The following is a 20,385-nucleotide window of genomic DNA, read 5'->3' on the forward strand; positions in this document are numbered from 1 at the left end:
CGGAAGCAGGACCATAGCTCAGTTGGTTAGAGCGCCACGTTGACATCGTGGAGGTCGGCGGTTCAAATCCGCCTGGTCCTACCAGCTTTCCCAGCGATTTTCAGGACCATAGCTCAGTTGGTTAGAGCGCCACGTTGACATCGTGGAGGTCAGCGGTTCAAATCCGCTTGGTCCTACCAGCATCCCGGAACGCCCCGTGGCTCAGCGCCACGGGGCGTTCTCTTTTCCGGGCCGCACGGCTACGGCGCAGCGAGCAGATCCGGCAGGGTCGTGCGCTCGAGAAATACCGCGACCAACCGCTCAATGCCGGCCTGATCCTCTTCGCTGAAGCGGGCGTGGCGTGGGCTGTCCAGATCAAGCACGCCCCACAGCGTTCCCTCTCGCATGACCGGCACCACCAGCTCGGAATTAGAGGCGGCATCGCAGGCGATGTGGTCGGCAATGGCGTGAACGTCGTCGACGCGCTGGGTCTGTCGACTGCGGGCGGCCGCGCCACACACGCCTTTGCTGAACGGGATCGGGTTGCAGGCGGACTTGCCCTGGAAGGGGCCGAGGGTGAGCAGCTCGGGCTGGCGCTGCAAGTAGAAACCCACCCAGTTGAGTTCCGCGACCTGCTGCATGATGAAGGCGCAGGCCTGGGCGGTGTTGACCAGCCAGTCGTCACTATCCAGCAGTGCATCGAGCTGTCGGGCAAGCAGCGCGTAATCGGGGGCGGTCGATGCCATGGGGTCTCCTGCGTTCGGATTCGGGGTTTGAACAATGTCCGTGGCGACACTAGCTTTCGGGTAAGGATACCCGTTGGTCGATCAGGAGGATTGAGTATGCGTGTGGTTGCCGATGTCAACGTAACGCCGATCGGGGCCGGAGCCTCGCTGTCGTCCCATATCGCCGCCTGCGAGGAGATAATCGAGGAGGCCGGGCTCAAGTATCGTCTGCATGCCCATGGCACCAATCTCGAAGGCTCGTGGGACGAGGTGATGAGGGTCGTCAAGCGCTGTCATGACGTGCTGCACGAGCGCGGTGCGCCACGGGTGGACAGTGCGATCCGTATCGCCACCGCCAGCGACAAGGACCAGAGCCTTGAAGGTCGCATCGACAAGGTCGAACAGAAGATCGATTGAATCTCGATCGGCTTTGCTGCGCAAACGGGCCGACGCCATGCGTCGGCCCGTTGTCGTTCAATCGGCGATAAGCCTCGGCTCACTCCCAGCCGGGCACGGCACCGCCGTCGAACAGTTCCTTTGCCTTGGCTGCGACTTCGTCGCTCTGGTAGGCGGAAACGAGCTGCTGGATCTCCTCGCGCTCCTCGTCACCCGCGCGAACCGCGATCAGGTTGACGTAGGGCGACTCGGGACCCTCCTTGATCAGGGCATCGTCCAGGCTCAGGCCGGCCGGCTGGGCGAAGGTGTTGTTGATGAAGGCCAGGTCGACGTCCTGCAGCACGCGCGGCAGCTGGGCCGCCTCGATCTCGCGGAACTGGAAGTCATGCGGGTTCTCGACCACGTTGACCGGGGTGGCCTCGAGGTTCTCGTGATCGTCCAGCTCGATCAGGCCGGCGTTGTGCATCAGGATCATCGCGCGACCGCCGTTGGTGGGGTCGTTGGGCAGGGCGATAATGGCGCCTTCGGGCAACTCCTCGATGCTGTCGTGCTTCTCGGAGTAGGCACCGATCGGATAGACGAAGGTGCGCCCGGCCACAGTCAGGTCGTAGTCGCGATCGTCGATCATGCTCTGCAGGTAGGGCTCGTGCTGGAAGGCGTTGGCGTCGAGGCTGCCGTCGGCGAGCGCTGCATTGGGCGAGACGTAGTCGGTGAACTCAATGATCTCGACATCGAGATCATAGCGATCCTTGGCGATCTGGACGGCCACCTCCATCACCTCCGACTCGGGGCCGGACATGGTACCGACCTTGATCGAGCGCGTTTCGGCGGCATCGTCGTTGCCGCAGCCGGCGATCAGGCTGGTAGTGGCGAGAGTGCCGACCAGTGTGGCGGCGCCGAGCAGACGGGTCAGAGTTGCTTGCATTGGGTCGTTCTCCTTGGGTGTTGCGTCATTTGCGATCCGACTTGCGTACCAGGTAATCCCCCAGGCTCTGGAAGCCCTGCACCATGACCACCAGGATGGCCACGGTGATCAGCATGACTGTCGGGTTGAAGCGGTTGTAGCCGTAGCGGATGCCCAGATCGCCCAGGCCGCCACCGCCCACGGCCCCGGCCATGGCCGAGTAGCTCACCAGGGTGACCACGGTGATGGTCAGCCCGGTGATGATGCCGCCGCGAGCTTCCGGCAGTAGCACCTTGGTAATGATCTGGTGGGGCGTGGCACCCATCGACTGGGCGGCCTCGACCAAGCCCGGCGGTATCTCGTTGAGCGCACCCTCCACCAGCCGTGCGACAAAGGGAATGGCGGCAAGGGTCAATGGCACGATAGCCGCATTGGTGCCGATGGATGTGCCGACGACCATGCGCGTGAAGGGGATGATCGCTACCATCAGAATGATGAAGGGTATCGAGCGGCCGACGTTGGTTACCATGCCCAGCGCCTGGTTGACTGCCGGGCGGGCGAGGATCTGGCGCGGGCGGGTGACGTAGAGCATTACGCCCAGCGGTACGCCGAGCAAGGCCGAGATCACGCCCGAGACGGCGACCATGTAGAGCGTGTCCAGGGTCGCCTGCAGGATCAGGTCAATCATCGCGTTGGACATGGCCGAGCACCTCCACGTGAAGATCATGGGTTTCGAGGTAGTCGATGGCGCGCCGAGTCTGCTCCGGCGAGCCCAGCAGCTCGGCGATCATCAGGCCCAGGGTGCGCTCCTGGATCGACTCCACCTTGGCCTGGAGAATGCTCACGTCCACGCCGCACTCCCTGGCGAGCCGAGAAATCAATGGGGTCGAGACCGCATCACCGGAGAAGGCCAGGCGTACCACGGGGTGGGTATGCTCGCCCGGTTCGTCTTCGAGTCTTTCCACCAGGGCCTTGGGCGGCTCGAGCTGAAGAAAGTCGTTGAGGAACTCGCGGCCGAGTCGGGTGCGCGGGGCGGTGAAAAAATCGCCCACGTCAGCCTCCTCTACCAGCTCACCGTCCGATATCAGGCTGACGCGGTGGCAGATCGACTTGACCACTTCCATCTCGTGGGTAATCAGCAGGATGGTCAGGCCGAGCTTCTGGTTGATCTCGCGCAGCAGGGTCAGGATCGAGCCGGTGGTCTGCGGATCCAGTGCCGAGGTTGCCTCATCGCACAGCAGTACACGAGGCTCACTGGCCAGTGCCCGGGCGATGGCCACGCGCTGCTTCTGGCCGCCGGAGAGCTGGGCCGGGTACTGGCGCGCCTTGTCGGAAAGGCCGGTGAGTTCGAGCAGTGGCAGCACGCGTTCACGAATGGCGCTGCGCTTCATGCCCATCAATTCCAACGGCAGGGCGACATTGTCGAAGACGTTGCGTGTCGTCAGCAGATTGAAATGCTGGAAGATCATGCCGATGCGATGCCGCGCCTGGTTGAGCGCGGTGGCGGAGAGATCGGTCATCTCCTGGCCGTCGACGACCACGCTGCCGCTCGTCGGGCGCTCGAGCAGGTTGACGCAGCGGATCAGGGTCGACTTGCCGGCGCCGGACAGGCCGATGACGCCGTGAATGCTGCCCTGGGGGACATGAAGGTCGACGTTCCTGAGTGCCTCGATCGTCCGGGACGAGGTGTCTTTTCGGTGCGCAGTGAACGGCAGCCGGCTTCTGGGGCCGGCGAGATGGTAGGTCTTGGAAACGTTGCGTAGCGTGATCATCTGGCTTCCTGAGAGGCCGTCCCCGGTGAGGCGGGCGCAGCGTTAGCCAGATGGATAGCCGAAAAGAAAAAAAGGCCACCCTGTCGGGTGGCCATCAACGCTGGACACACCCTTTTAGCTGCACTTCACGCCAACGGGAATGGAGCAATTCCATTTCCCGCTGGCGTGGGCGCCCGCAATCCGGGTACAAATCGGCGCCTGAAATGTGATGGCGAATACTAGGACCAAAGAAGCATGCTGTCAATGCATTGGTGTATGTTTGCACTCGATGCCTGAATACTCAGGAAGAAATGCTGGCTCCGGCGTTTTCGGCGTGACTTCGTTCTGGCGAATGAGTTGTCGATCATAACCACGCCAATGGACGTCGCGTTGCCGAATTCTTACACTGCGAAACTCATCAACTCTCGCCCCGGCAGGGGCTGCCCAGGAGGCGTCATGTTCACAGGCATCGTGCAGGGGACGGCCGAGATCGTCGCCATCAACGAAGCGGAGGCATTCCGTAACCATGTGGTAAGCCTGCCCGAGCAGCTGCGCGAAGGCCTCGAGCTCGGAGCCTCGGTGGCTCACAACGGCGTCTGCCTGACCGTCACCGCCATCGAAGGCGAGCGGGTCAGCTTCGACCTGATGCGCGAAACGCTGCGCGTGACCAATCTCGGTGCGTTGCGCGAAGGGGATCGCGTCAATGTCGAGCGGGCGGCGCGCTTCGGTGACGAGATAGGCGGCCATGCGATGTCCGGGCACGTCATGGCCATGGCGGAGTTGGTGGAGCTGGACCAGGCGCCCAATAACCGCCGGCTTTGGTTCGAGGTGCCTCATGCGCTGGGGCGCTTCCTGTTCGACAAGGGCTACATCGGTGTCGACGGCATCAGCCTGACGATAGGTGAGGTGCGGCGTGCCACAGTCGACCATGGACCGCGCTTCTGCGTCGATCTGATTCCCGAGACACTGGAGCGCACCATCCTGGTCGATCGCGTGCCGGGTGACCGGGTCAATATCGAGATCGATCCACAGACCCAGGCCATCGTCGAGACGGTCGAGCGTGTGCTCGCATCGCGTGGTGGCTGATTCTGGTTCAAATGACCGTTTCGTCAAGTCTGCGTTGGTAGCCGCGCTGGCGCATGGCGCAGAGTTTGCTTATACAGAGCGAACCGTGCCGCGGCATGGCGTTCAGGGCGACCTCGCATCGTCGGCAGCCTTTGGGTACCATGTGCGGCTTTTCTCGCTCCCAGGCCGAATAACCAGCCCTAGTGCGCAGGAATGCCAAAAATGAAGAATCTCCTCGAAAGACACTTCAAGCTGACAGAGCACAATACCAGCGTGAAGACCGAGGTCATTGCCGGGATTACCACTTTCCTGACCATGGCCTACATCATTTTCGTCAACCCCAGCATTCTCTCCGAAGCGGGGATGGATTACGGCGCGGTGTTCGTCGCGACATGCTTGGCTGCTGCCGTCGGCTGTCTGATCATGGGCATATGGGCGAACTATCCGATCGCCCAGGCGCCCGGCATGGGACTCAATGCCTTTTTCACCTATGGCGTCGTGCTCGGCATGGGCTACACCTGGGAGGCGGCACTGGGGGCCGTGTTCCTCTCCGGTTTCTGCTTCTTCCTGCTCAGTATCTTCAAGATCAGGGAGTGGATCATCAACTCCATTCCACTCTCCCTGAGGTTGGGGATCGCCGCCGGTATCGGCCTGTTCCTGGCCATGATCGCGCTGAAGAATGCCGGCATCGTGGTAGCGAACCCGGCCACCTACGTGGCGCTTGGCGACCTCTCCGAGCCTGCTGCCATCTATGCGTTGCTGGGCTTCTTCGCCATTACCGCCATGGCTTATCTGCGCATTACCGGGGCGGTAATGATCGGTATCCTCGGCGTGACTCTGGTGGCGATGCTGCTCGGGCACAACGAGTACGGCGGGCTGATGTCGATGCCGCCTTCCATTGCGCCGACCTTCATGGCCTTGGACCTGGCGGGTGCCCTCGACGTGGCCATGCTCAGCGTGATCTTCGCCTTTCTGTTCGTCGACCTGTTCGACACCTCCGGTACGCTGGTGGGGGTGGCGCACAAGGGTGGCCTGCTCGACAAGGACGGCAAGCTGCCGCGTCTGGGTCGCGCAATGATGGCCGACAGCGGTGCTTCAATGGCCGGTGCCGTGCTGGGTACCTCGACCACCACCAGCTATATCGAGTCCACTGCCGGTATCGTCTCGGGTGGCCGTACCGGGCTGACTGCCGTGGTAGTGGCCGCGCTGTTCCTGATCAGCCTGTTCTTCGCGCCGTTGGCGGGCTCGATCCCGGCCTACGCCACTGCTGGCGCACTGCTCTACGTTGCGGTGCTGATGGCTGGTAGCCTGGCCCACGCCAACTGGGACGACCCGACCGATGCCGCCCCTGTGTTGATTGCCGCTCTGGCCATGCCGCTGACCTTCTCCATCGCCGAAGGCATTGCGCTGGGCTTCATCAGCTACGCTGCTATCAAGACCCTCTCCGGCCGCTTCCGTGACCTCAACCCGGCCGTGGTCGTGCTGGCGATCCTGTTCGTATTGAAGTTCCTGTTCCTAGACTGACATTTCCTCACCGAGAGCTGCGATGAGCATTTACGGCGACTACATCAAGTCCGTGATCCGAACCGTCCCCGACTGGCCGCAGCAGGGGGTCAACTTTCGCGACATCACGCCGCTGCTGCAGAACAGCTCGGCATTCCGCAAGCTGATCGACAGCTTCGTGCATCGCTACCAGGACATGGAACTGGATGCGATCGCCGCCATCGACGCGCGGGGGTTCATCATCGGTGCACCGGTTGCCTACGAGCTGGGCTGCAGCTTCGTGCCGGTACGCAAGAAGGGCAAACTGCCGTTTCGCACCATCAGCGAGACTTATACGCTCGAGTACGGACAGGCCGAGGTGGAGCTGCATTCCGATGCATTTCGCCAGGGTGACAGGATCCTGATCATGGACGATCTGATCGCCACCGGCGGTACCATGCTGGCCGCCGCCAAGCTCATCACGCGTACTGGTGGGCAGGTGGTGGAGACCGCCACCATCATCGACCTGCCGGAGATCGGTGGGTCGGCAAGGATTCGCGAGGCCGGTTTCGGCGTCTTTGCGGTCTGCTCCTTCAATGAGGACGAGTAACATCACCATGAGCAACGCCCGCTATCATCAGCACTTCACCGTCTCCTGGGATCAGTTGCATCGAGACGTGCGCGAACTCTGTCACCGTCTGGTCGAACGCGACTTCAAGGGCATCGTGGCGATCACTCGGGGCGGTCTGATTCCGGCGGCCCTGTTCGCCCGCGAGCTCAACGTTCGCCTCATCGATACCGTCTGTATCAGCAGCTACGACCATATGGACCAGGGTGGACTGGATGTCATGAAGGGCGTCGATCATGACGGTGACGGCTGGCTGCTGGTCGATGATCTGGTCGATACCGGCAAGACGGCGCGCAAGGTGCGCGAGATGCTGCCCAAAGCGCACTTCGTCACCGTTTATGCCAAGCCGGAGGGGCGACCGCTGGTCGATCAGTACCTGACCGAGGTGGCGCAGGACTGCTGGATCCAGTTTCCGTGGGATATGGGGGTTGCCTATGTGGAGCCCCTGGTCGATCAGGTCAAGCGATAAGCGAGTCGAGCACGACATGAACTGTCCATTACCGGAGAGCTGGCAGCGCTGGCTGGGGAGCGAGTTCGAGGCCTCATACATGCAAGCGCTACGTGATTTCCTGGCTGCCGAGAAATCAGCCAGGAAGGTCATCTACCCGCACTCCTCGAACTGGTTTCGGGCGTTCGAATTGACGCCGCTGGAGCGGGTCAAGGTGGTCATCCTGGGGCAAGATCCCTACCACGGCCCCAATCAGGCCCACGGACTGTGCTTCTCGGTGATGCCCGGGGTGGCAACGCCGCCGTCGCTGGTCAACATCTACAAGGAACTGGTCGCCGACGTCGGCTTCCAACCGGTCGATCATGGCAATCTCGAGTACTGGGCGCGTCAGGGCGTACTGTTGCTCAACACCTCGCTGACGGTAGAGCAGGGCAATGCCGGTTCGCACCGCGGCAAGGGCTGGGAGCCCTTCACAGACCGTGCCATAGAGGTCGTCAATGCCCATGCCGACCCCTGCGTGTTCCTGCTGTGGGGCAGCCATGCCCGGCAGAAGAAGGCGCTGATCGATACATCGCGACACCTGGTGCTGGAGTCACCGCATCCGTCGCCGCTCTCGGCGCACCGGGGCTTCTTCGGCAATCGCCATTTTTCCCGGGCCAATGCGTTCCTCATGGCAAACGGACGTGAGCCGATCGATTGGCAGCTTCCCGCGACACCCTGAAGCTGCGCCTTAACCTCGCTACGGGATAAGGGTAAAATGGCGCGCGATTCGTCCCGGCAATGATTGAGTCACTCCAACCCCCACGCCAAGAGGTCCGTCATGAGCGTCCACGCCATCCAACATCCGCTGGTCCAGCACAAGCTGGGTCTGATGCGCGAAGCCGGCATCAGCACCAAGAGCTTTCGTGAGCTGGCCGGTGAGCTGGCCAAGTTGCTCACCTACGAGGCGACCCAGGATCTGGAGCTGGAAGAACAGAATATCGACGGCTGGAGCGGCGAACCGATTCCGGTAAAGCTGCTCAAGGGCAAGAAGGTGACCATCGTGCCGATCCTGCGTGCCGGGCTCGGCATGCTCGACGGTGTGACCGACCTGATCCCGAGTGCACGGATCAGCGTGGTGGGGCTTTATCGTGACGAGGAGACGCTGCAGCCGGTGCCCTATTTCGCCAAGTTCGCCGGCGACCTCGACGAGCGCATGGCCATCGTCATCGACCCGATGCTGGCGACCGGCGGCACCATGGTGGCGACGCTCGACATGCTGCGCGAGCGTGGCTGCCAGCAGATGAGAGTGATCGTGCTGGTGGCGGCCCCCGAGGGGATCAAGCGGGTGCAGGATGCCTATCCCGACATCGAGATCTATACCGCCGCCGTCGACGACCATCTCGATGATCACGGCTATATCGTGCCGGGCCTGGGGGATGCCGGGGACAAGATCTTCGGCACCCGGTAATTTTTCGCCTGCTTTCGCTCGTCGAGGTTCATTGGCAAAAAACACAAGATGCTGCCCCTGAGATCGCGGTCCAGGGGCGTTTTTCTGGGCAGGATGCCTTCATTCGACCAACGACACTAAAGAAGGATAGCTTCCCATGAGCGAACAAGTGGCGGCTGCGCAGGCGCCGACCGACTCCCTGCCCAGGGTTCTCCTGACCGGGGCGCAAATGCTTTTCGTCGCCTTCGGCGCCCTGGTGCTGGTGCCGCTGTTGACCGGGCTCGACCCCAGCGTGGCGCTATTCACCGCCGGAATCGGTACCCTGCTGTTCCATGGCGTGACCCGGGTTACCGTGCCGGTCTTCCTGGCCTCGTCGTTTGCCTTCATTGCACCGATCCAGGGTTCGGTGGCCAACTTCGGTGTGCCCGCCACCATGGGTGGGTTGATGGCGGCGGGGCTGGTCTACGTGGCGATCTCCCAGGCGGTGCGCATGAAGGGCACGGCCTGGCTGCACCGCCTGTTGCCGCCGGTAGTGGTGGGGCCGGTGATCATGGTGATCGGTCTGGCACTGGCCCCGGTAGCGGTGAGTATGGCGACCGGTGAAACCAGCGACCATATCGACTATGGGCCTGCCATTTTGCTGTCGATGGCCAGCCTGCTGGTAACGCTGGTGCTGGCCGTTTTCGGGCGTGGCCTGCTGCGGCTGGTGCCGATCATGGGCGGCATTCTGGTGGGCTATGCCATGGCCTTGATGATGGGGCTGGTGGATTTTACGCCGGTGCATGAGGCGGCATGGCTGGCCATGCCCGCGTTCACTGCGCCGAGTTTTCACTGGGCGGCGATCCTGTTCATGATCCCGGTGGCCATTGCGCCTGCCGTCGAGCATATCGGCGACATGATCGCCATCGGCTCGGTCACCCGCCAGAACTACCTGGAGAAGCCGGGGCTGCACCGCACCCTGCTGGGCGACGGGTTGGCGACCTCTGCCGCGGCGCTGTTCGGCGGCCCACCCAACACCACCTACTCGGAAGTGACCGGGGCGGTCACGCTGACCCGGGCGTTCAACCCCAGGATCATGGTAGTGGCCGCCTGCTTCGCCATCGGGCTGGCCTTCGTCGCCAAGCTTGGCGCGTTGCTGCAGACCATTCCCGGGCCGGTGATGGGTGGCATCATGACCCTTCTGTTCGGCTCCATCGCGGTGGTGGGTATGAATACCCTGGTTCGCGCCGGGCATTCGCTGACTGCGCCGCGCAACCTGGTCGTGGTGTCGCTGATCCTGGTGTTCGGTATCGGCGGCATGCAGTTCGGGGGCGGGCAGTTCACCCTGCAAGGAGTGAGCCTGGCCGCGCTGGTGGGCATCGTGCTGAATTGGGTGCTGCCCGGCGCCGAAGAGGAGAGCTGAGCCTCGTTGGAAACGCCGACGAGCGCAGCCAGTTTTCGGACAAAGCTCAGGTGTGATGCATCTCCCTGCCGCCTTCAGAAAAGGTCGGCGGGGAGTTGGCGCTGACGATGACGCACTCCTCGTTGCTGACGTTGCGGAAGCGGTGGGGCAGGCGTGAGTCGAAGTAGTAGGCGTCACCGGCGCGCAACAGTCGCGCTTCGCCGGCTACGGTGAGTTCGATCTCGCCGGCTACCACCACGCCGCCTTCCTCACCGTCGTGCTCGAGCATCTCATCGCCGGTGTCGGCTCCGGGCGGGTAACGCTCATGGATGATCGACATGCTGCGATCGGGGCGGCGTGCCGCCACCAGGCGCCATGACAGGTGGCCGTCGCCTATTTCGGTGAGCTCAGCGGCAGGGTAGAAAGCACGCGGCGGGGAGGGTTCGTCGCCGGCGAAGAAGGCGCTGATCGATACCGGCAAGGCATCGAGAATCTTCTTCAGTGAGCTTACCGAAGGGCTGACGCTGTTCTGCTCGATCAGCGAGATGGTGCTGTTGGTGACGCCGGCTCGTTTGGCCAGCTCCCGTTGGGACAGCTTGCGTGCCTTGCGTAATTCGCGCAGGCGGGTCCCCACATCAAATCCATCCATTGTCAGGTCCAGAGTCGTTCGATTTGTTTGACACATGATACCTGCTGTCGCCGTCATGTATAAGATGATCCGGATCATGGTGGGGTGGGATTGGCTCACTGGCCATGGCACCGGCGTGCCGGCTAAGGCATCATGGTGGATATGTCCGATCGACCCGTCATCAGCATGCCGAACCCACTGACCGATGTTACCGGCCTGATCCTGGCTGGTGGTCAAGGTCGCCGCATGGGTGGGCGCGACAAAGGGCTGGAGTTGTTGGGTGGTGTTTCGCTGGTTGCCCATGTTTGCGAACGCCTGGCGGGCAGGGTCGCCGAGGTGCTGATCAGTGCCAATCGCCATCTCGAACGCTACCGGTGCCTTGCCGACCGTGTCGTGACCGACGCCGAGGGCGGCTTCCAGGGACCGCTGATGGGTATTTACAGCGGCCTGCGTGCCGCCACCACGCCATGGGTGCTGGTCGTACCCTGCGATACGCCGTTACTGCCGCCTGATCTGGTGGACAGGATGGTGGCTGGTGTCGGTCGCCATCGCATCGCCGTGGCGCATGATGGAGAGCGCCTGCATCCGGTCGTGGTCCTGCTGGAGCGAGCGCTGGCGGAGGACCTGCATGCCGCTCTTGCGGCGGGAGAGCGAAAGGTCGGTCGCTGGTTCGAGCGTCACGCCTGGACCCGTGTGGATTTCAGCGATTGCCCCGAAGCTTTCGGCAATCTCAATAGCGAAGAGGACAAGCGGCGCCTGGAGGCGCGCCTTGACGAGGAGAGTCGCCCCTGATGTCACGACCTCAGTATGCCCCGCTGAGCCTCGACGATACGCCGCCGCTGCTCGGCATTGCCGCCTGGAGCGGGACCGGCAAGACCACGTTGCTCGAGAGCCTGTTGCCACGCCTTACGGCACGTGGGTTGCGTACGGCTGTGATCAAGCATGCGCATCATGGTTTCGACGTCGATCAGCCGGGCAAGGACAGCCATCGCCTGCGCCAGGCGGGTGCCACGCCGATGTTGGTTGCCTCCCGGACCAGGTGGGCCATGATGATGGAAACTCCCGAGCAAGAGGAGGCCGACCTTGCGCAGCTGATCGAGATGCTACGCCCCCAGCGCCCGGACCTGATACTGGTGGAGGGCTTCAAGGCATGGCCCTTGCCCAAGCTCGAGCTGTACCGGGAAGCCCTCGGCAAGACACTTCGTGTGGCCGAGGATCCTTGGATAAAGGCTGTGGCCAGTCACCCACCGCTCCATGTGCCGGCCGGTGTCGATTGGCTCGATCTGGACGATCTGGAGGCCATCGCCGAGTGGGTAGCCGCCTGGCCGTCGCGATGGCCGGAAGAGCGGGTACCGCGTGATTGATCTGATCGGCTTGCCCGCTGCGAAATTGTGTTCGAACAACCGAATTCGAGGCTGCCTCACATGAGTCTGACCCATCTCAACCAGCGCGGCGAGGCCCACATGGTCGACGTCGCCGACAAGGCCGAAAGTCGCCGCGAGGCGATTGCCTCCGGTCATATTCAGATGAAGCCCGAGACGCTGACACTGCTCAGCGAAGGCGGGCTGCCCAAGGGCGACGTACTGGCTACTGCGCGTATCGCCGGTATCCAGGCCGCCAAGCGAACCCATGAGTTGATTCCGCTGTGTCATGCGCTGCCACTATCGAAGGTGGCAATCGATTTTCGCCTGGATGAAGTGAATCACCGGGTCGAAGTGATTGCCACCTGCCGCCTCAACGGCCGTACCGGGGTGGAAATGGAGGCCCTGACTGCGGTCTCGGTGGCTTGCCTGACGCTCTATGACATGTGCAAGGCAGTGGACAAGGAGATGGAGATCGGTGCCATTCATCTCGACGCCAAGCGTGGCGGAAAATCGGGCGACTATCAGCGCCAGCCAGGCTTGACAGCGGCTCCGATCGTCACCGGGGAGGGTGCCGCGGGTCAGGTGTCGGTGGGCAGTCGCTGCGATATCGACTCGCCTTGCGTCAGGGTCAAGTTTCTCGCCGAGTTGCGTGAGCGGCTTGGCGTCAGCGAGTTGACCCTGCCGCTCGACACCCTGCCGAGCACCGATGTCGGCGGGCTAAAGAGCGCGCTGTTGAAGCGCGATGCGCGCTTTGCGCGACTGAGCGAGGGGCGGGTGCTGTGCGCGGTGAATCAAGTCATGGCGCTTGATCCCACGCCGATCACCAATGACGATGAAGTGGCATTCTTCCCACCGGTAACGGGAGGCTGAGCGGCATGATCCGGGTACAACAGGCGCCCTTCGATGCTGGTAGCGAACAACGGCAGCTACTGGAAGGGCGTTCGGACATCGGGGCAGTAGTCAGCTTCACCGGGCTGGTACGCGACTTCAACGAGCGCCCCGACGTAAACGCGTTGACGCTCGAGCACTACCCGGGCATGACGGAATCCGCCCTGGGGGAGATCGTGGCGGAAGCCGAGTCGCGCTGGCCGCTCCAGGGGATACGTGTCATACATCGGGTTGGACGCCTTTCCCCGGGGGAGCCTATCGTATTGGTGGTTGTCGCCAGTGCTCACCGCCGTGCGGCTTTCGAGGCCTGCGACTTCATCATGGACTACCTGAAGACCCGTGCGCCTTTCTGGAAAAAGGAGCATAGCATCACCGGGGACTACTGGGTTGCCGAGCGCGAATCGGACCACCGGGATGCCAGCCGCTGGGAGAGCGATGATGACAAAATCCCCTGAGACCTTGCCGTCCGAATTGGTCGACGGCTTCGGCAGAAGAGTTCGCTATGTGCGGATCTCCGTCACCGATCGCTGCGATTTCCGTTGCGTCTACTGCATGAGCGAAGAGATGACCTTCCTTCCTCGAGCACAGATCCTGACGCTCGAAGAGCTAGGCATGGTGGCACGTGCGTTCATAGAGATGGGCGTGGAGAAAATCCGCTTGACCGGCGGCGAGCCCCTCGTGCGGCGTGGTATCGACCAGCTGATCGAGCAGACCAGCGCCCTGCCTGGGCTGCGCGACCTGGCCATGACCACCAACGGGGCGGGGCTGGTCAAGCACGCCAGACGCCTGCGCGAGGCTGGCCTGGGCCGGCTCAATATCAGCCTCGATACCCTCGATCCACAGCGCTTCCGCCAATTGACGCGTACCGGAAATCTCGAGCAGGTGCTGGATGGACTGCGTGCCGCGCGTGAGGCAGGCTTCGAGCATATCAAGCTCAATGCCGTAATTCTCAAGGGGCGCAATGATGACGAGGTGCTCGACCTGGTGGAATTCGCCAGGTCCGAAGGCGTCGACCTGAGCTTCATCGAAGAGATGCCGCTGGGGGACGTGTCCGATCACTCTCGCGCCGAGACTTTCTGCTCGAGCGATGACGTGAAGGCCTTCATCGAAAAGCGCCACGAGCTGATTCCTACCGCCGAATCAACACTTGGTCCTTCGCGCTATTACCGTATGACCGATAGTGACAGCCGCATCGGCTTCATTTCTCCCCATAGCCATAACTTCTGCGCCAGCTGCAACCGTGTGCGTGTCACTGCGGAAGGGCGGCTATTGCTTTGTCTGGGTAATGAGCACTCCGTCGATTTGCGTGCCGTGCTGCGTCAGTATCCCGGCGACATTGATGCCTTGAAGCGCGCTATCGTCGCAGCCCTGCCGCTCAAGCCCGAGCGCCATCATTTCACTACCGATGGCGACGTGCAGATCGTTCGCTTCATGAACATGACCGGTGGCTGAGCATCAACAAGAAGGCCCACTTTTTCTCACCTTCTTTCCATGTTATTCGGCCTTGCGTTGGAAAGGCCTTTTCTTGCCAATTCGGCAATTCGGCATATACTTTTGACGAGTGAGCCTTATGGCTGACTCGTCGTTTTCTTGCATGGAGGAGGCCAATGTCCAGCGAAACCCTGGAGCGCATCGCCCGTAACAAGAACGTGGCTCGTGCCGCGGCTCGCCAGTTGAGCATGGAACAGCTGCATAAGCTGTCCGATGTGATCGGCGAGGTCATCGAGCAGAAAAACGAAGAGGAGAAGCTCCGCAAAAAGGAAGAAGCGGACAAGGAAAAGAAACTGGCTGAGATCCGCGAGGCCATGAGTGATGCCGGTCTCTCCGTGGAAGATCTCGTGGGAGAACAGCCGCGCCGTCGGCGTGGTCGTCCACCCAAGAATGCCAGCGGTTCGTGAGCCGTCGGGGCACGAATCGTCTGCTCGCGCAAATCGGATCGGGGGTGATGCATGGGGCGTCACCTCCGATCTGCTGATTTTTACCTTTCTTTGTTTTCTGTCGCTCTTGAACCAGCGATTCAGCGGTAGGCCGGCACCTCCACGGCAATCAACTGGAGGTGAACGTCGGGTAATTGACGCAGGTGCTGCCCCAGCCAGGAAGTAATGAGGGGCTGCAGGGCGGTACGAAGTTCGGCCAATGTTTCCGCCTCGACTTCCTCCAGGCGCTCGTCGAGCCAATCGGTAAAGCTATCTTCATCCATGGCGCTGACTCGGTGGGCATCCATCATGAGCCGCCCGATGCGTGTCCAGCCGCTCCTCGTCGAGGCGACAGAGAGGGCAAGATGCAGAATGCCATGGCGTGAGGATCCTCGCTCCGCCGTAAGCCCCGGCAAGGGAGTGATGGCGTTCTGGCTGACGATGCAGGGGCGCTGGGGGTGTCGCGATTCCAGGCTCAACCCATCCCCGTCGAGCCGAATCAGATCTCCATTGACCGGCGCCAGCGGTGCCTGTATTCCCATCGACTCCGCCAGTTCCTGGTGTGCCTGTTGATGACGGCGTTCGCCATGTACCGGCAGTAGGTGGCGCGGCTTTATCCAGCCGTAAAAGGTGCGTAGTTCATCCTGGGCGGGGTGGCCCGAGGCATGAAGCTCGGGATGATTGAATTCATCCCATATCGCTATGTCGAGGTGGCCCAGGGCATGTTTGAGGCGCTCTATCTGGCGTTCGTTACCGGGGATTGCCTTGGCCGAGAAGAGGACGGTATCGCCCGCCATCAGTTCGAAGCTGTGGTGCCGACCGTTGGCCAGGCGGCTGAGGGCGGCACGAGGCTCGCCCTGGCTGCCGGTAGCAATGACCAGGACTTCTTCCGGCGGGAGGTAACCAAGGTCGCTGACCGGTACCAGCGGTGGCATGTCGTCCAGGTAGCCTAGGCCGCGGGCCACCGCCACCATGCGCTCCATGGCCCGACCCATCAGGCTGACTCGGCGACCGCAGCGTTCGGCGGCACGGGCCACGGCCAGTACCCGGGCCAGGTTGCTGGCGAAGCAGGTCACCACGACGCGCCCCGCGCATTGGGCGAGGCGGCTCTCGAGAGCCCTGGCTACTTCGCCCTCGCTGCGCGAATGGCCCGGCATGGGAGCGTTGGTGGAATCCCCGACCACTAGATCGACCGGGGCGAGGGCACGAAACAGCGAGCCTTTCATCGGCGCTCCGATCAAGGGCTCCGGGTCGAGCTTCCAGTCACCGGTATGCAGCACTCGGTAGTCGCCGGCGGCGATCAGCAGGGCACAGCTTTCCGGTATCGAGTGGGTCAATGGCAGGTAGCGCAGGGTGAAAGGGCCGCTCTCCAGGGCTTCGCCAGGCTCGATCACCTGGATGGCCTCGGTGCTCAGGCCGAGTTCATGGAACTTCGCCCGCAGCAGGCCGGCAGCCAGCGGTGTGGCGTATACGGGGCATTGCCATTTGGGCCACAACCAGGCGACAGCACCGATATGGTCCTCGTGACCATGGGTGATGGCCACGGCCGCAGGCTGAATGCCGAGTGACTCGGGGGTTTCCAGGCTCGGTACTTGCAGCGGCGTTTCCGGCAGATCCTGGCGAATCATCATGCCGCAATCGACGGCAATCCACTCATTCTCGTGCCCATAGAGTCCCAGGTTCATGCCGATCTCGCCGCAGCCCCCCAATGGCAGGAAGTGAAGCGGGGAACGGCGGCGGGGACGTATGGTGGCTTGAGTCGAATGCATCGGCAAATCATGACCAGACAATGGAAACTTCACTATACGGGAACGTCGCGACCTACCACAATGCGATGCCGGTGGTGAGTGGCGGAGTTGGACGTTGGACGTGTCCGGGTCTGACGAGTTCGCTACAATGCGTGCTTCCTGAATACCGTCCGCACCAGGTTGGGTCCATGTCTCACTATTATCGTCTCGTCGTTTCCTGCCCCGATCGCCGTGGCATCGTGGCCCGCGTTTCCGGTTTCATTGCCGGCCACGGTGGCTCCATCACGGAGGCGAGCCAGCACTCCGACCTGGAAGCCGGGCGTTTCTTCATGCGCTACGAGATCCTCGCCGACTCCATCGGCATGACCGCCGCCGAACTGAAGGAGGCTTTCGAACCCGTCGCCCGTGAGTTCGACATGGATTGGGCGCTACGCGATACGCGTCGGCGGCCGCGGGTGGTGATCATGGCCTCGCGCGAGTCGCATTGCCTGGTCGACCTGCTGTACCGCTGGACGGCGGGGGAGCTGGAGGGCGACATCGTCGGGGTCATCTCGAACCACGACGACATGCGCAGCATGGTCGAGTGGCATGGCCTGCCGTATCACCATGTGCCGGTTGGCGACGACAAGAGCGCGGCGTTCGACGAGGTGGAGCGGCATGTCGAAGCGCTGGAGGCCGATAGCGTGGTGCTGGCCCGCTACATGCAGATCCTGCCGCCTCGAATCTGCCGGCGCTATGCCGGCAGGGTAATCAACATTCACCACAGCTTCCTGCCATCGTTTGCCGGTGCGCGACCCTATCACCAGGCCCACTCGCGGGGAGTCAAGCTGATCGGCGCCACCTGTCACTACGTGACCGAGGAACTGGATGCCGGGCCGATCATCGAACAGGACATACACCGCGTGAGCCACTGCCATACGCCACAGGATCTGGTCCGTTTCGGCCGCGATGTGGAGAAGGCGGTACTGGCACGCGGCTTGCGCTGGCATCTGGAGGATCGGGTGCTGATTCACGGCAACAAGACCGTTGTCTTTGCCTGACGCCGGTAGGTAGTGCGGCAATGAGTTTTTCCGAGCCGATTCTGGCCTCATGGCTGTTGATTGCCTGCGGGGCGAGCTCAATTGTGGGGCTATTCCTGGGGCTGATGCAGCGTCCCTGGCAGGCCCTGCTGGCCGATCGTGGCCAGCAGCATCGCTGGCTGGCCGCGAGCGTGGCGGTCGTGCTGTTATGGCAGCTCAGGGCCCAGTCGGTCGACTGGCTGACCCTGCACTTGATGCTGACGGCACTGATGACGCTGATTTTCAAGGCGCCGCTGGCCTTGGTGACCAACCTGCTGGCCAATCTCTCGCTGGTCGTACTGGGCAAGGCAGGCTGGCCTCTGCTTGGCGTCAACGTGCTGATCACCGGAGTGGTACCGATCGCGATCATGGTGGCGATATGGCGCATCGTGGATCGCTACCTGCCCGATAACCTGATGATCTTCCTCTTCGTATGCGGCTTCTTCGGCGCTGCGCTGGCTACGCTAGGTACCGGGCTCGCGGGCCTGGGGTTGGTAATGCTGGGTGCTACCGATCCTGAGGCGGTCCACCTGGCCAAGGAGTACGCGCTGTTCCTGCCGTTGCTGATGCCCTCGGAAGCCTTCCTCACCGGCATGCTGCTCAGTGTGCTGATGGTCTACCACCCCGAGTGGGTCGCGACGTTCAACGATCATCGCTATATCGATACCAAGTGAGCCTAAAGCGGCAGGCTGAGCTGGCGTCGTGCGTCGTCTGCCACCAGCCGTACTCCGACACCCAGCAGGCGTACCGGGCGCTGGCGCCTGGCCCACGCCTGTTCCATCAGCGTGGTGAAGGTGTCGAGCGTGGGCAGGCCGCCGCGGGAATCGAGGGTGGTGAGAGAGAAGTCATCGAAGCGCACCTTGACGAAAATGCCTGCAATAGGCGGATGGCCATGGCGGGCAAGGCGTGCCTCGAGGCGTTCGCATAGCGGCGACAGCTGAGTGTGACAGTTCGCCAGGTCGGGCAGGTCGGTGGCGAAGGTGGTCTCCACGCTCACCGACTTGCGCTCTCGCTCGATGCGCACCGGCCGGTCGTCGATTCCACGTGCCAGCTCGAACAGGCGTCGCCCGAACTTGCCGAATTCCTGCAGCAGGCGTTCCAGCGGTATGCGTTGCAGGTCGGCGCAGCTTACGATCTCCAAGGTTTGCAGGCGCTTGGCCGTGGCCGGTCCAACGCCGTGCAGCTTGGTAACGGGAAGCTCGCGCACGAAGTCGTCCACCTGGGACGGGGTGATCACGGTGAGGCCATCCGGCTTCTCCCAGTCGCTGGCAATCTTGGCCAGGAACTTTGCTGGGGCGGCGCCGACCGAGACGGTGATACCCACGCGCTTGGAGCATTCCTCCTTCAGCCAGCGTGCCATCCAGGTGGCGCTGCCCGAGAAGCGGGTCACGTCGGTGACGTCGAGAAAGGCCTCGTCCAGGGAGAGCGGCTCCACCAGCGGTGTCAATTCATGAAAGATCGCCAGTAGCTGCCGCGAAGCCTCGCGGTAGCGATCGAAGTCGCCAGGCAACAGGGTGAGGTGAGGACACAAGCGCAACGCCCGCGCCGTCGGCATGGCGGAGTGGATGCCGTAGGCCCGAGCCGGGTAATTGCAGGTCGAGATGACGCCGCGCCCCTCGGCGCTGCCGCCGATCGCCAAGGGAATGTCGCGCAACGCCGGGTTGTCGCGCATCTCCACTGCGGCGTAGAAGCAATCGCAATCGGCGTGCAGGATTTTGCGGCTCATCGATACGTTGTTCCGCTCAGCTGGAGCGCCGTATGGCCGAGTTCAGGAAGCGATCAACCCAATGCTTGGCCGCTGCCGCCGCGAATCACTCCCACCCCGATACCCTCGATTTCGAGCGGCTGATGGCGCAAGTCCACCTCTATGGGAGCGAAGTCGGCGTTTTCGGCTTCCAGCACCACGCGGTGCCCCTGGCGATGGAAGCGCTTGACCGTGACCTCGTCCTCCAGCCGTGCCACGACGATCTGGCCGTCGCGCACGCGGTCGGTGCGATGCACGGCCAACAGGTCGCCTTCAAGGATGCCCGCATCCTTCATCGAAAGCCCGCGAACCTTGAGCAGGTAATCGGCTCGGGGGGTGAAGAATTCCGGGGGCAGGGGGCAGTAGCGGTCGATGTGCTCGGCGGCGAGAACGGGACTGCCGGCCGCGACTTCGCCAATGATCGGCAGTCCTTCGACATTCGGCTCGGTGGCAGCGGCGTCGGCCTCCTGGGCCGGCAATCGAATGCCGCGAGACGTGCCGCGAATCACTCGTATCACACCTTTGCGCTCCAGCGCTCGCAAATGCTCCTCGGCGGCATTGGGAGAGCGGAAACCCAGCGCCCGGGCGATTTCGGCACGGGTCGGGGGGTAGCCGAACTCGTTCATGGTCTTGACGATGAAGTCGTAGACGTTCTGCTGGCGCGAGGTGAGAGGGCGTGTCATGGCAAACTCCAGTGGCGTGACTGCCGTATTGGTCAAGTATACAGCATGGAAGCCCATACAGTAAAAAGGTGATCGTCCGCCGTCGCCAACCGCTCGGGAGATGTTTGAAACGCTACTGGATCTCTATTCATTGAGGGACGAGACGTAATGACGTAGACTTTTGTAATG

At 62.5% G+C, this 20,385-nt stretch carries 24 protein-coding genes and 2 tRNA genes; 18 read left to right on the top strand and 8 right to left on the bottom strand.

What is annotated here, in order from left to right:
* Positions 1-7 precede the first annotated feature (7 nt).
* Together HBJ55_RS11350 and HBJ55_RS11355 are read left to right on the top strand one after the other, a co-directional pair.
* Positions 8-84: transfer RNA gene (locus tag HBJ55_RS11350), tRNA-Val, on the top strand.
* Positions 85-102: 18 nt separating this feature from the next.
* Positions 103-179: transfer RNA gene (locus tag HBJ55_RS11355), tRNA-Val, on the top strand.
* Between the two features lie 60 nt (positions 180-239).
* Here HBJ55_RS11355 and HBJ55_RS11360 read toward each other — a convergent pair.
* A complete protein-coding gene (locus HBJ55_RS11360) occupies positions 240-725 on the bottom strand; it encodes a GAF domain-containing protein (protein ID WP_167114472.1) in 486 nt (161 codons plus the stop codon).
* A 96-nt stretch (positions 726-821) separates the two neighbouring features.
* Between HBJ55_RS11360 and HBJ55_RS11365 the strand changes: the two genes are divergently transcribed.
* Positions 822-1,121, top strand: a complete 300-nt coding sequence (locus HBJ55_RS11365; RefSeq protein WP_167114475.1) for an MTH1187 family thiamine-binding protein — start codon at positions 822-824, stop codon at positions 1,119-1,121.
* Between the two features lie 79 nt (positions 1,122-1,200).
* Here HBJ55_RS11365 and HBJ55_RS11370 read toward each other — a convergent pair whose 3' ends face one another.
* From HBJ55_RS11370 to HBJ55_RS11380, 3 genes are read right to left on the bottom strand one after another with little or no spacing between them, the layout of a single operon-like run.
* Entirely contained in the window at positions 1,201-2,025 is an 825-nt protein-coding gene (locus HBJ55_RS11370) for a MetQ/NlpA family ABC transporter substrate-binding protein (RefSeq protein ID WP_167114478.1), read from the bottom strand.
* Between the two features lie 25 nt (positions 2,026-2,050).
* Complete coding sequence (locus HBJ55_RS11375; protein WP_167114480.1) at positions 2,051-2,704, bottom strand: methionine ABC transporter permease; 654 nt, start codon at positions 2,702-2,704, stop codon at positions 2,051-2,053.
* The gene (locus tag HBJ55_RS11380) at positions 2,685-3,776 is read right to left on the bottom strand and encodes a methionine ABC transporter ATP-binding protein (RefSeq protein WP_167114483.1); all 1,092 of its coding nucleotides are present in this window, start codon (positions 3,774-3,776) and stop codon (positions 2,685-2,687) included. Before HBJ55_RS11380 ends, HBJ55_RS11375 begins: the two co-directional genes overlap by 20 nt.
* Positions 3,777-4,211: 435 nt before the next feature.
* Here HBJ55_RS11380 and HBJ55_RS11385 point away from each other — a divergent pair, with 435 nt between their 5' ends.
* The 7 genes from HBJ55_RS11385 to HBJ55_RS11415 all read left to right on the top strand — a co-directional run bounded on the left by HBJ55_RS11385 (position 4,212) and on the right by HBJ55_RS11415 (position 10,209).
* A complete protein-coding gene (locus HBJ55_RS11385) occupies positions 4,212-4,841 on the top strand; it encodes a riboflavin synthase subunit alpha (RefSeq protein ID WP_167114485.1) in 630 nt (209 codons plus the stop codon).
* Between the two features lie 201 nt (positions 4,842-5,042).
* Positions 5,043-6,344 carry an NCS2 family permease gene (locus HBJ55_RS11390; protein ID WP_167114488.1) on the top strand — a complete coding sequence of 434 codons (1,302 nt, stop codon included), beginning with the start codon at positions 5,043-5,045 and terminating at the stop codon, positions 6,342-6,344.
* A gap of 22 nt (positions 6,345-6,366) precedes the next feature.
* Positions 6,367-6,912, top strand: a complete 546-nt coding sequence (locus HBJ55_RS11395; protein ID WP_111412090.1) for an adenine phosphoribosyltransferase — start codon at positions 6,367-6,369, stop codon at positions 6,910-6,912.
* Positions 6,913-6,919: 7 nt separating this feature from the next.
* On the top strand, positions 6,920-7,399 hold the full coding sequence (gpt, locus tag HBJ55_RS11400; protein WP_167114490.1) for a xanthine phosphoribosyltransferase: 480 nt from the start codon (positions 6,920-6,922) through the stop codon (positions 7,397-7,399).
* Between the two features lie 16 nt (positions 7,400-7,415).
* Positions 7,416-8,099, top strand: coding sequence for a uracil-DNA glycosylase (ung, locus tag HBJ55_RS11405; RefSeq protein ID WP_167114493.1), 684 nt, complete (start codon positions 7,416-7,418; stop codon positions 8,097-8,099).
* 99 nt (positions 8,100-8,198) lie between these two features.
* Entirely contained in the window at positions 8,199-8,828 is a 630-nt protein-coding gene (gene upp, locus HBJ55_RS11410) for a uracil phosphoribosyltransferase (protein ID WP_167114496.1), read from the top strand.
* Positions 8,829-8,964: 136 nt separating this feature from the next.
* Positions 8,965-10,209 (top strand): uracil-xanthine permease family protein, encoded by a 1,245-nt coding sequence (locus tag HBJ55_RS11415; protein ID WP_167114499.1) that lies wholly within the window; start codon positions 8,965-8,967, stop codon positions 10,207-10,209.
* Positions 10,210-10,255: 46 nt separating this feature from the next.
* On the opposite strand, the gene HBJ55_RS11420 is transcribed toward HBJ55_RS11415, so the two are convergent.
* A complete protein-coding gene (locus HBJ55_RS11420; RefSeq protein ID WP_167114501.1) occupies positions 10,256-10,837 on the bottom strand; it encodes a cupin domain-containing protein in 582 nt (193 codons plus the stop codon).
* 141 nt (positions 10,838-10,978) lie between these two features.
* On the opposite strand from HBJ55_RS11420, the gene mobA reads away from it, so the two are divergent.
* From mobA to HBJ55_RS11450, 6 genes are all read left to right on the top strand, one after another.
* The gene (mobA, locus tag HBJ55_RS11425) at positions 10,979-11,608 is read left to right on the top strand and encodes a molybdenum cofactor guanylyltransferase MobA (RefSeq protein ID WP_167114504.1); all 630 of its coding nucleotides are present in this window, start codon (positions 10,979-10,981) and stop codon (positions 11,606-11,608) included.
* Positions 11,608-12,180: a molybdopterin-guanine dinucleotide biosynthesis protein B gene (gene mobB, locus HBJ55_RS11430; RefSeq protein WP_167114507.1), complete on the top strand. Its 573-nt coding sequence runs from the start codon at positions 11,608-11,610 to the stop codon at positions 12,178-12,180. Before mobA ends, mobB begins: the two co-directional genes overlap by 1 nt.
* A gap of 60 nt (positions 12,181-12,240) precedes the next feature.
* Positions 12,241-13,050 (top strand): cyclic pyranopterin monophosphate synthase MoaC, encoded by an 810-nt coding sequence (moaC, locus tag HBJ55_RS11435; protein ID WP_167114510.1) that lies wholly within the window; start codon positions 12,241-12,243, stop codon positions 13,048-13,050.
* Positions 13,051-13,055: 5 nt separating this feature from the next.
* Positions 13,056-13,523: a molybdopterin synthase catalytic subunit MoaE gene (moaE, locus tag HBJ55_RS11440; RefSeq protein WP_167114513.1), complete on the top strand. Its 468-nt coding sequence runs from the start codon at positions 13,056-13,058 to the stop codon at positions 13,521-13,523.
* Positions 13,507-14,520 carry a GTP 3',8-cyclase MoaA gene (gene moaA, locus HBJ55_RS11445; protein WP_240936073.1) on the top strand — a complete coding sequence of 338 codons (1,014 nt, stop codon included), beginning with the start codon at positions 13,507-13,509 and terminating at the stop codon, positions 14,518-14,520. Before moaE ends, moaA begins: the two co-directional genes overlap by 17 nt.
* Before the next feature lie 155 nt (positions 14,521-14,675).
* A complete protein-coding gene (locus HBJ55_RS11450) occupies positions 14,676-14,966 on the top strand; it encodes an H-NS family histone-like protein (protein WP_167114515.1) in 291 nt (96 codons plus the stop codon).
* Between the two features lie 119 nt (positions 14,967-15,085).
* Here the strand turns inward: HBJ55_RS11450 and HBJ55_RS11455 are convergent, their stop codons facing one another.
* Positions 15,086-16,669 carry a ribonuclease J gene (locus HBJ55_RS11455; protein ID WP_167114706.1) on the bottom strand — a complete coding sequence of 528 codons (1,584 nt, stop codon included), beginning with the start codon at positions 16,667-16,669 and terminating at the stop codon, positions 15,086-15,088.
* Positions 16,670-16,920: 251 nt separating this feature from the next.
* Between HBJ55_RS11455 and purU the strand changes: the two genes are divergently transcribed.
* Together purU and HBJ55_RS11465 are read left to right on the top strand one after the other, a co-directional pair.
* Entirely contained in the window at positions 16,921-17,772 is an 852-nt protein-coding gene (gene purU / locus HBJ55_RS11460; RefSeq protein WP_167114518.1) for a formyltetrahydrofolate deformylase, read from the top strand.
* A gap of 20 nt (positions 17,773-17,792) precedes the next feature.
* Entirely contained in the window at positions 17,793-18,464 is a 672-nt protein-coding gene (locus HBJ55_RS11465) for an energy-coupling factor ABC transporter permease (protein WP_167114520.1), read from the top strand.
* Positions 18,465-18,466: 2 nt separating this feature from the next.
* Here the strand turns inward: HBJ55_RS11465 and dinB are convergent, their stop codons facing one another.
* Both dinB and lexA read right to left on the bottom strand, forming a co-directional pair.
* On the bottom strand, positions 18,467-19,516 hold the full coding sequence (gene dinB, locus HBJ55_RS11470; RefSeq protein ID WP_167114523.1) for a DNA polymerase IV: 1,050 nt from the start codon (positions 19,514-19,516) through the stop codon (positions 18,467-18,469).
* A gap of 53 nt (positions 19,517-19,569) precedes the next feature.
* Complete coding sequence (gene lexA / locus HBJ55_RS11475) at positions 19,570-20,217, bottom strand: transcriptional repressor LexA (protein ID WP_167114526.1); 648 nt, start codon at positions 20,215-20,217, stop codon at positions 19,570-19,572.
* Positions 20,218-20,385 lie beyond the last annotated feature (168 nt).

Source organism: Billgrantia bachuensis (assembly GCF_011742165.1).
Lineage (GTDB): Bacteria > Pseudomonadota > Gammaproteobacteria > Pseudomonadales > Halomonadaceae > Halomonas > Halomonas bachuensis.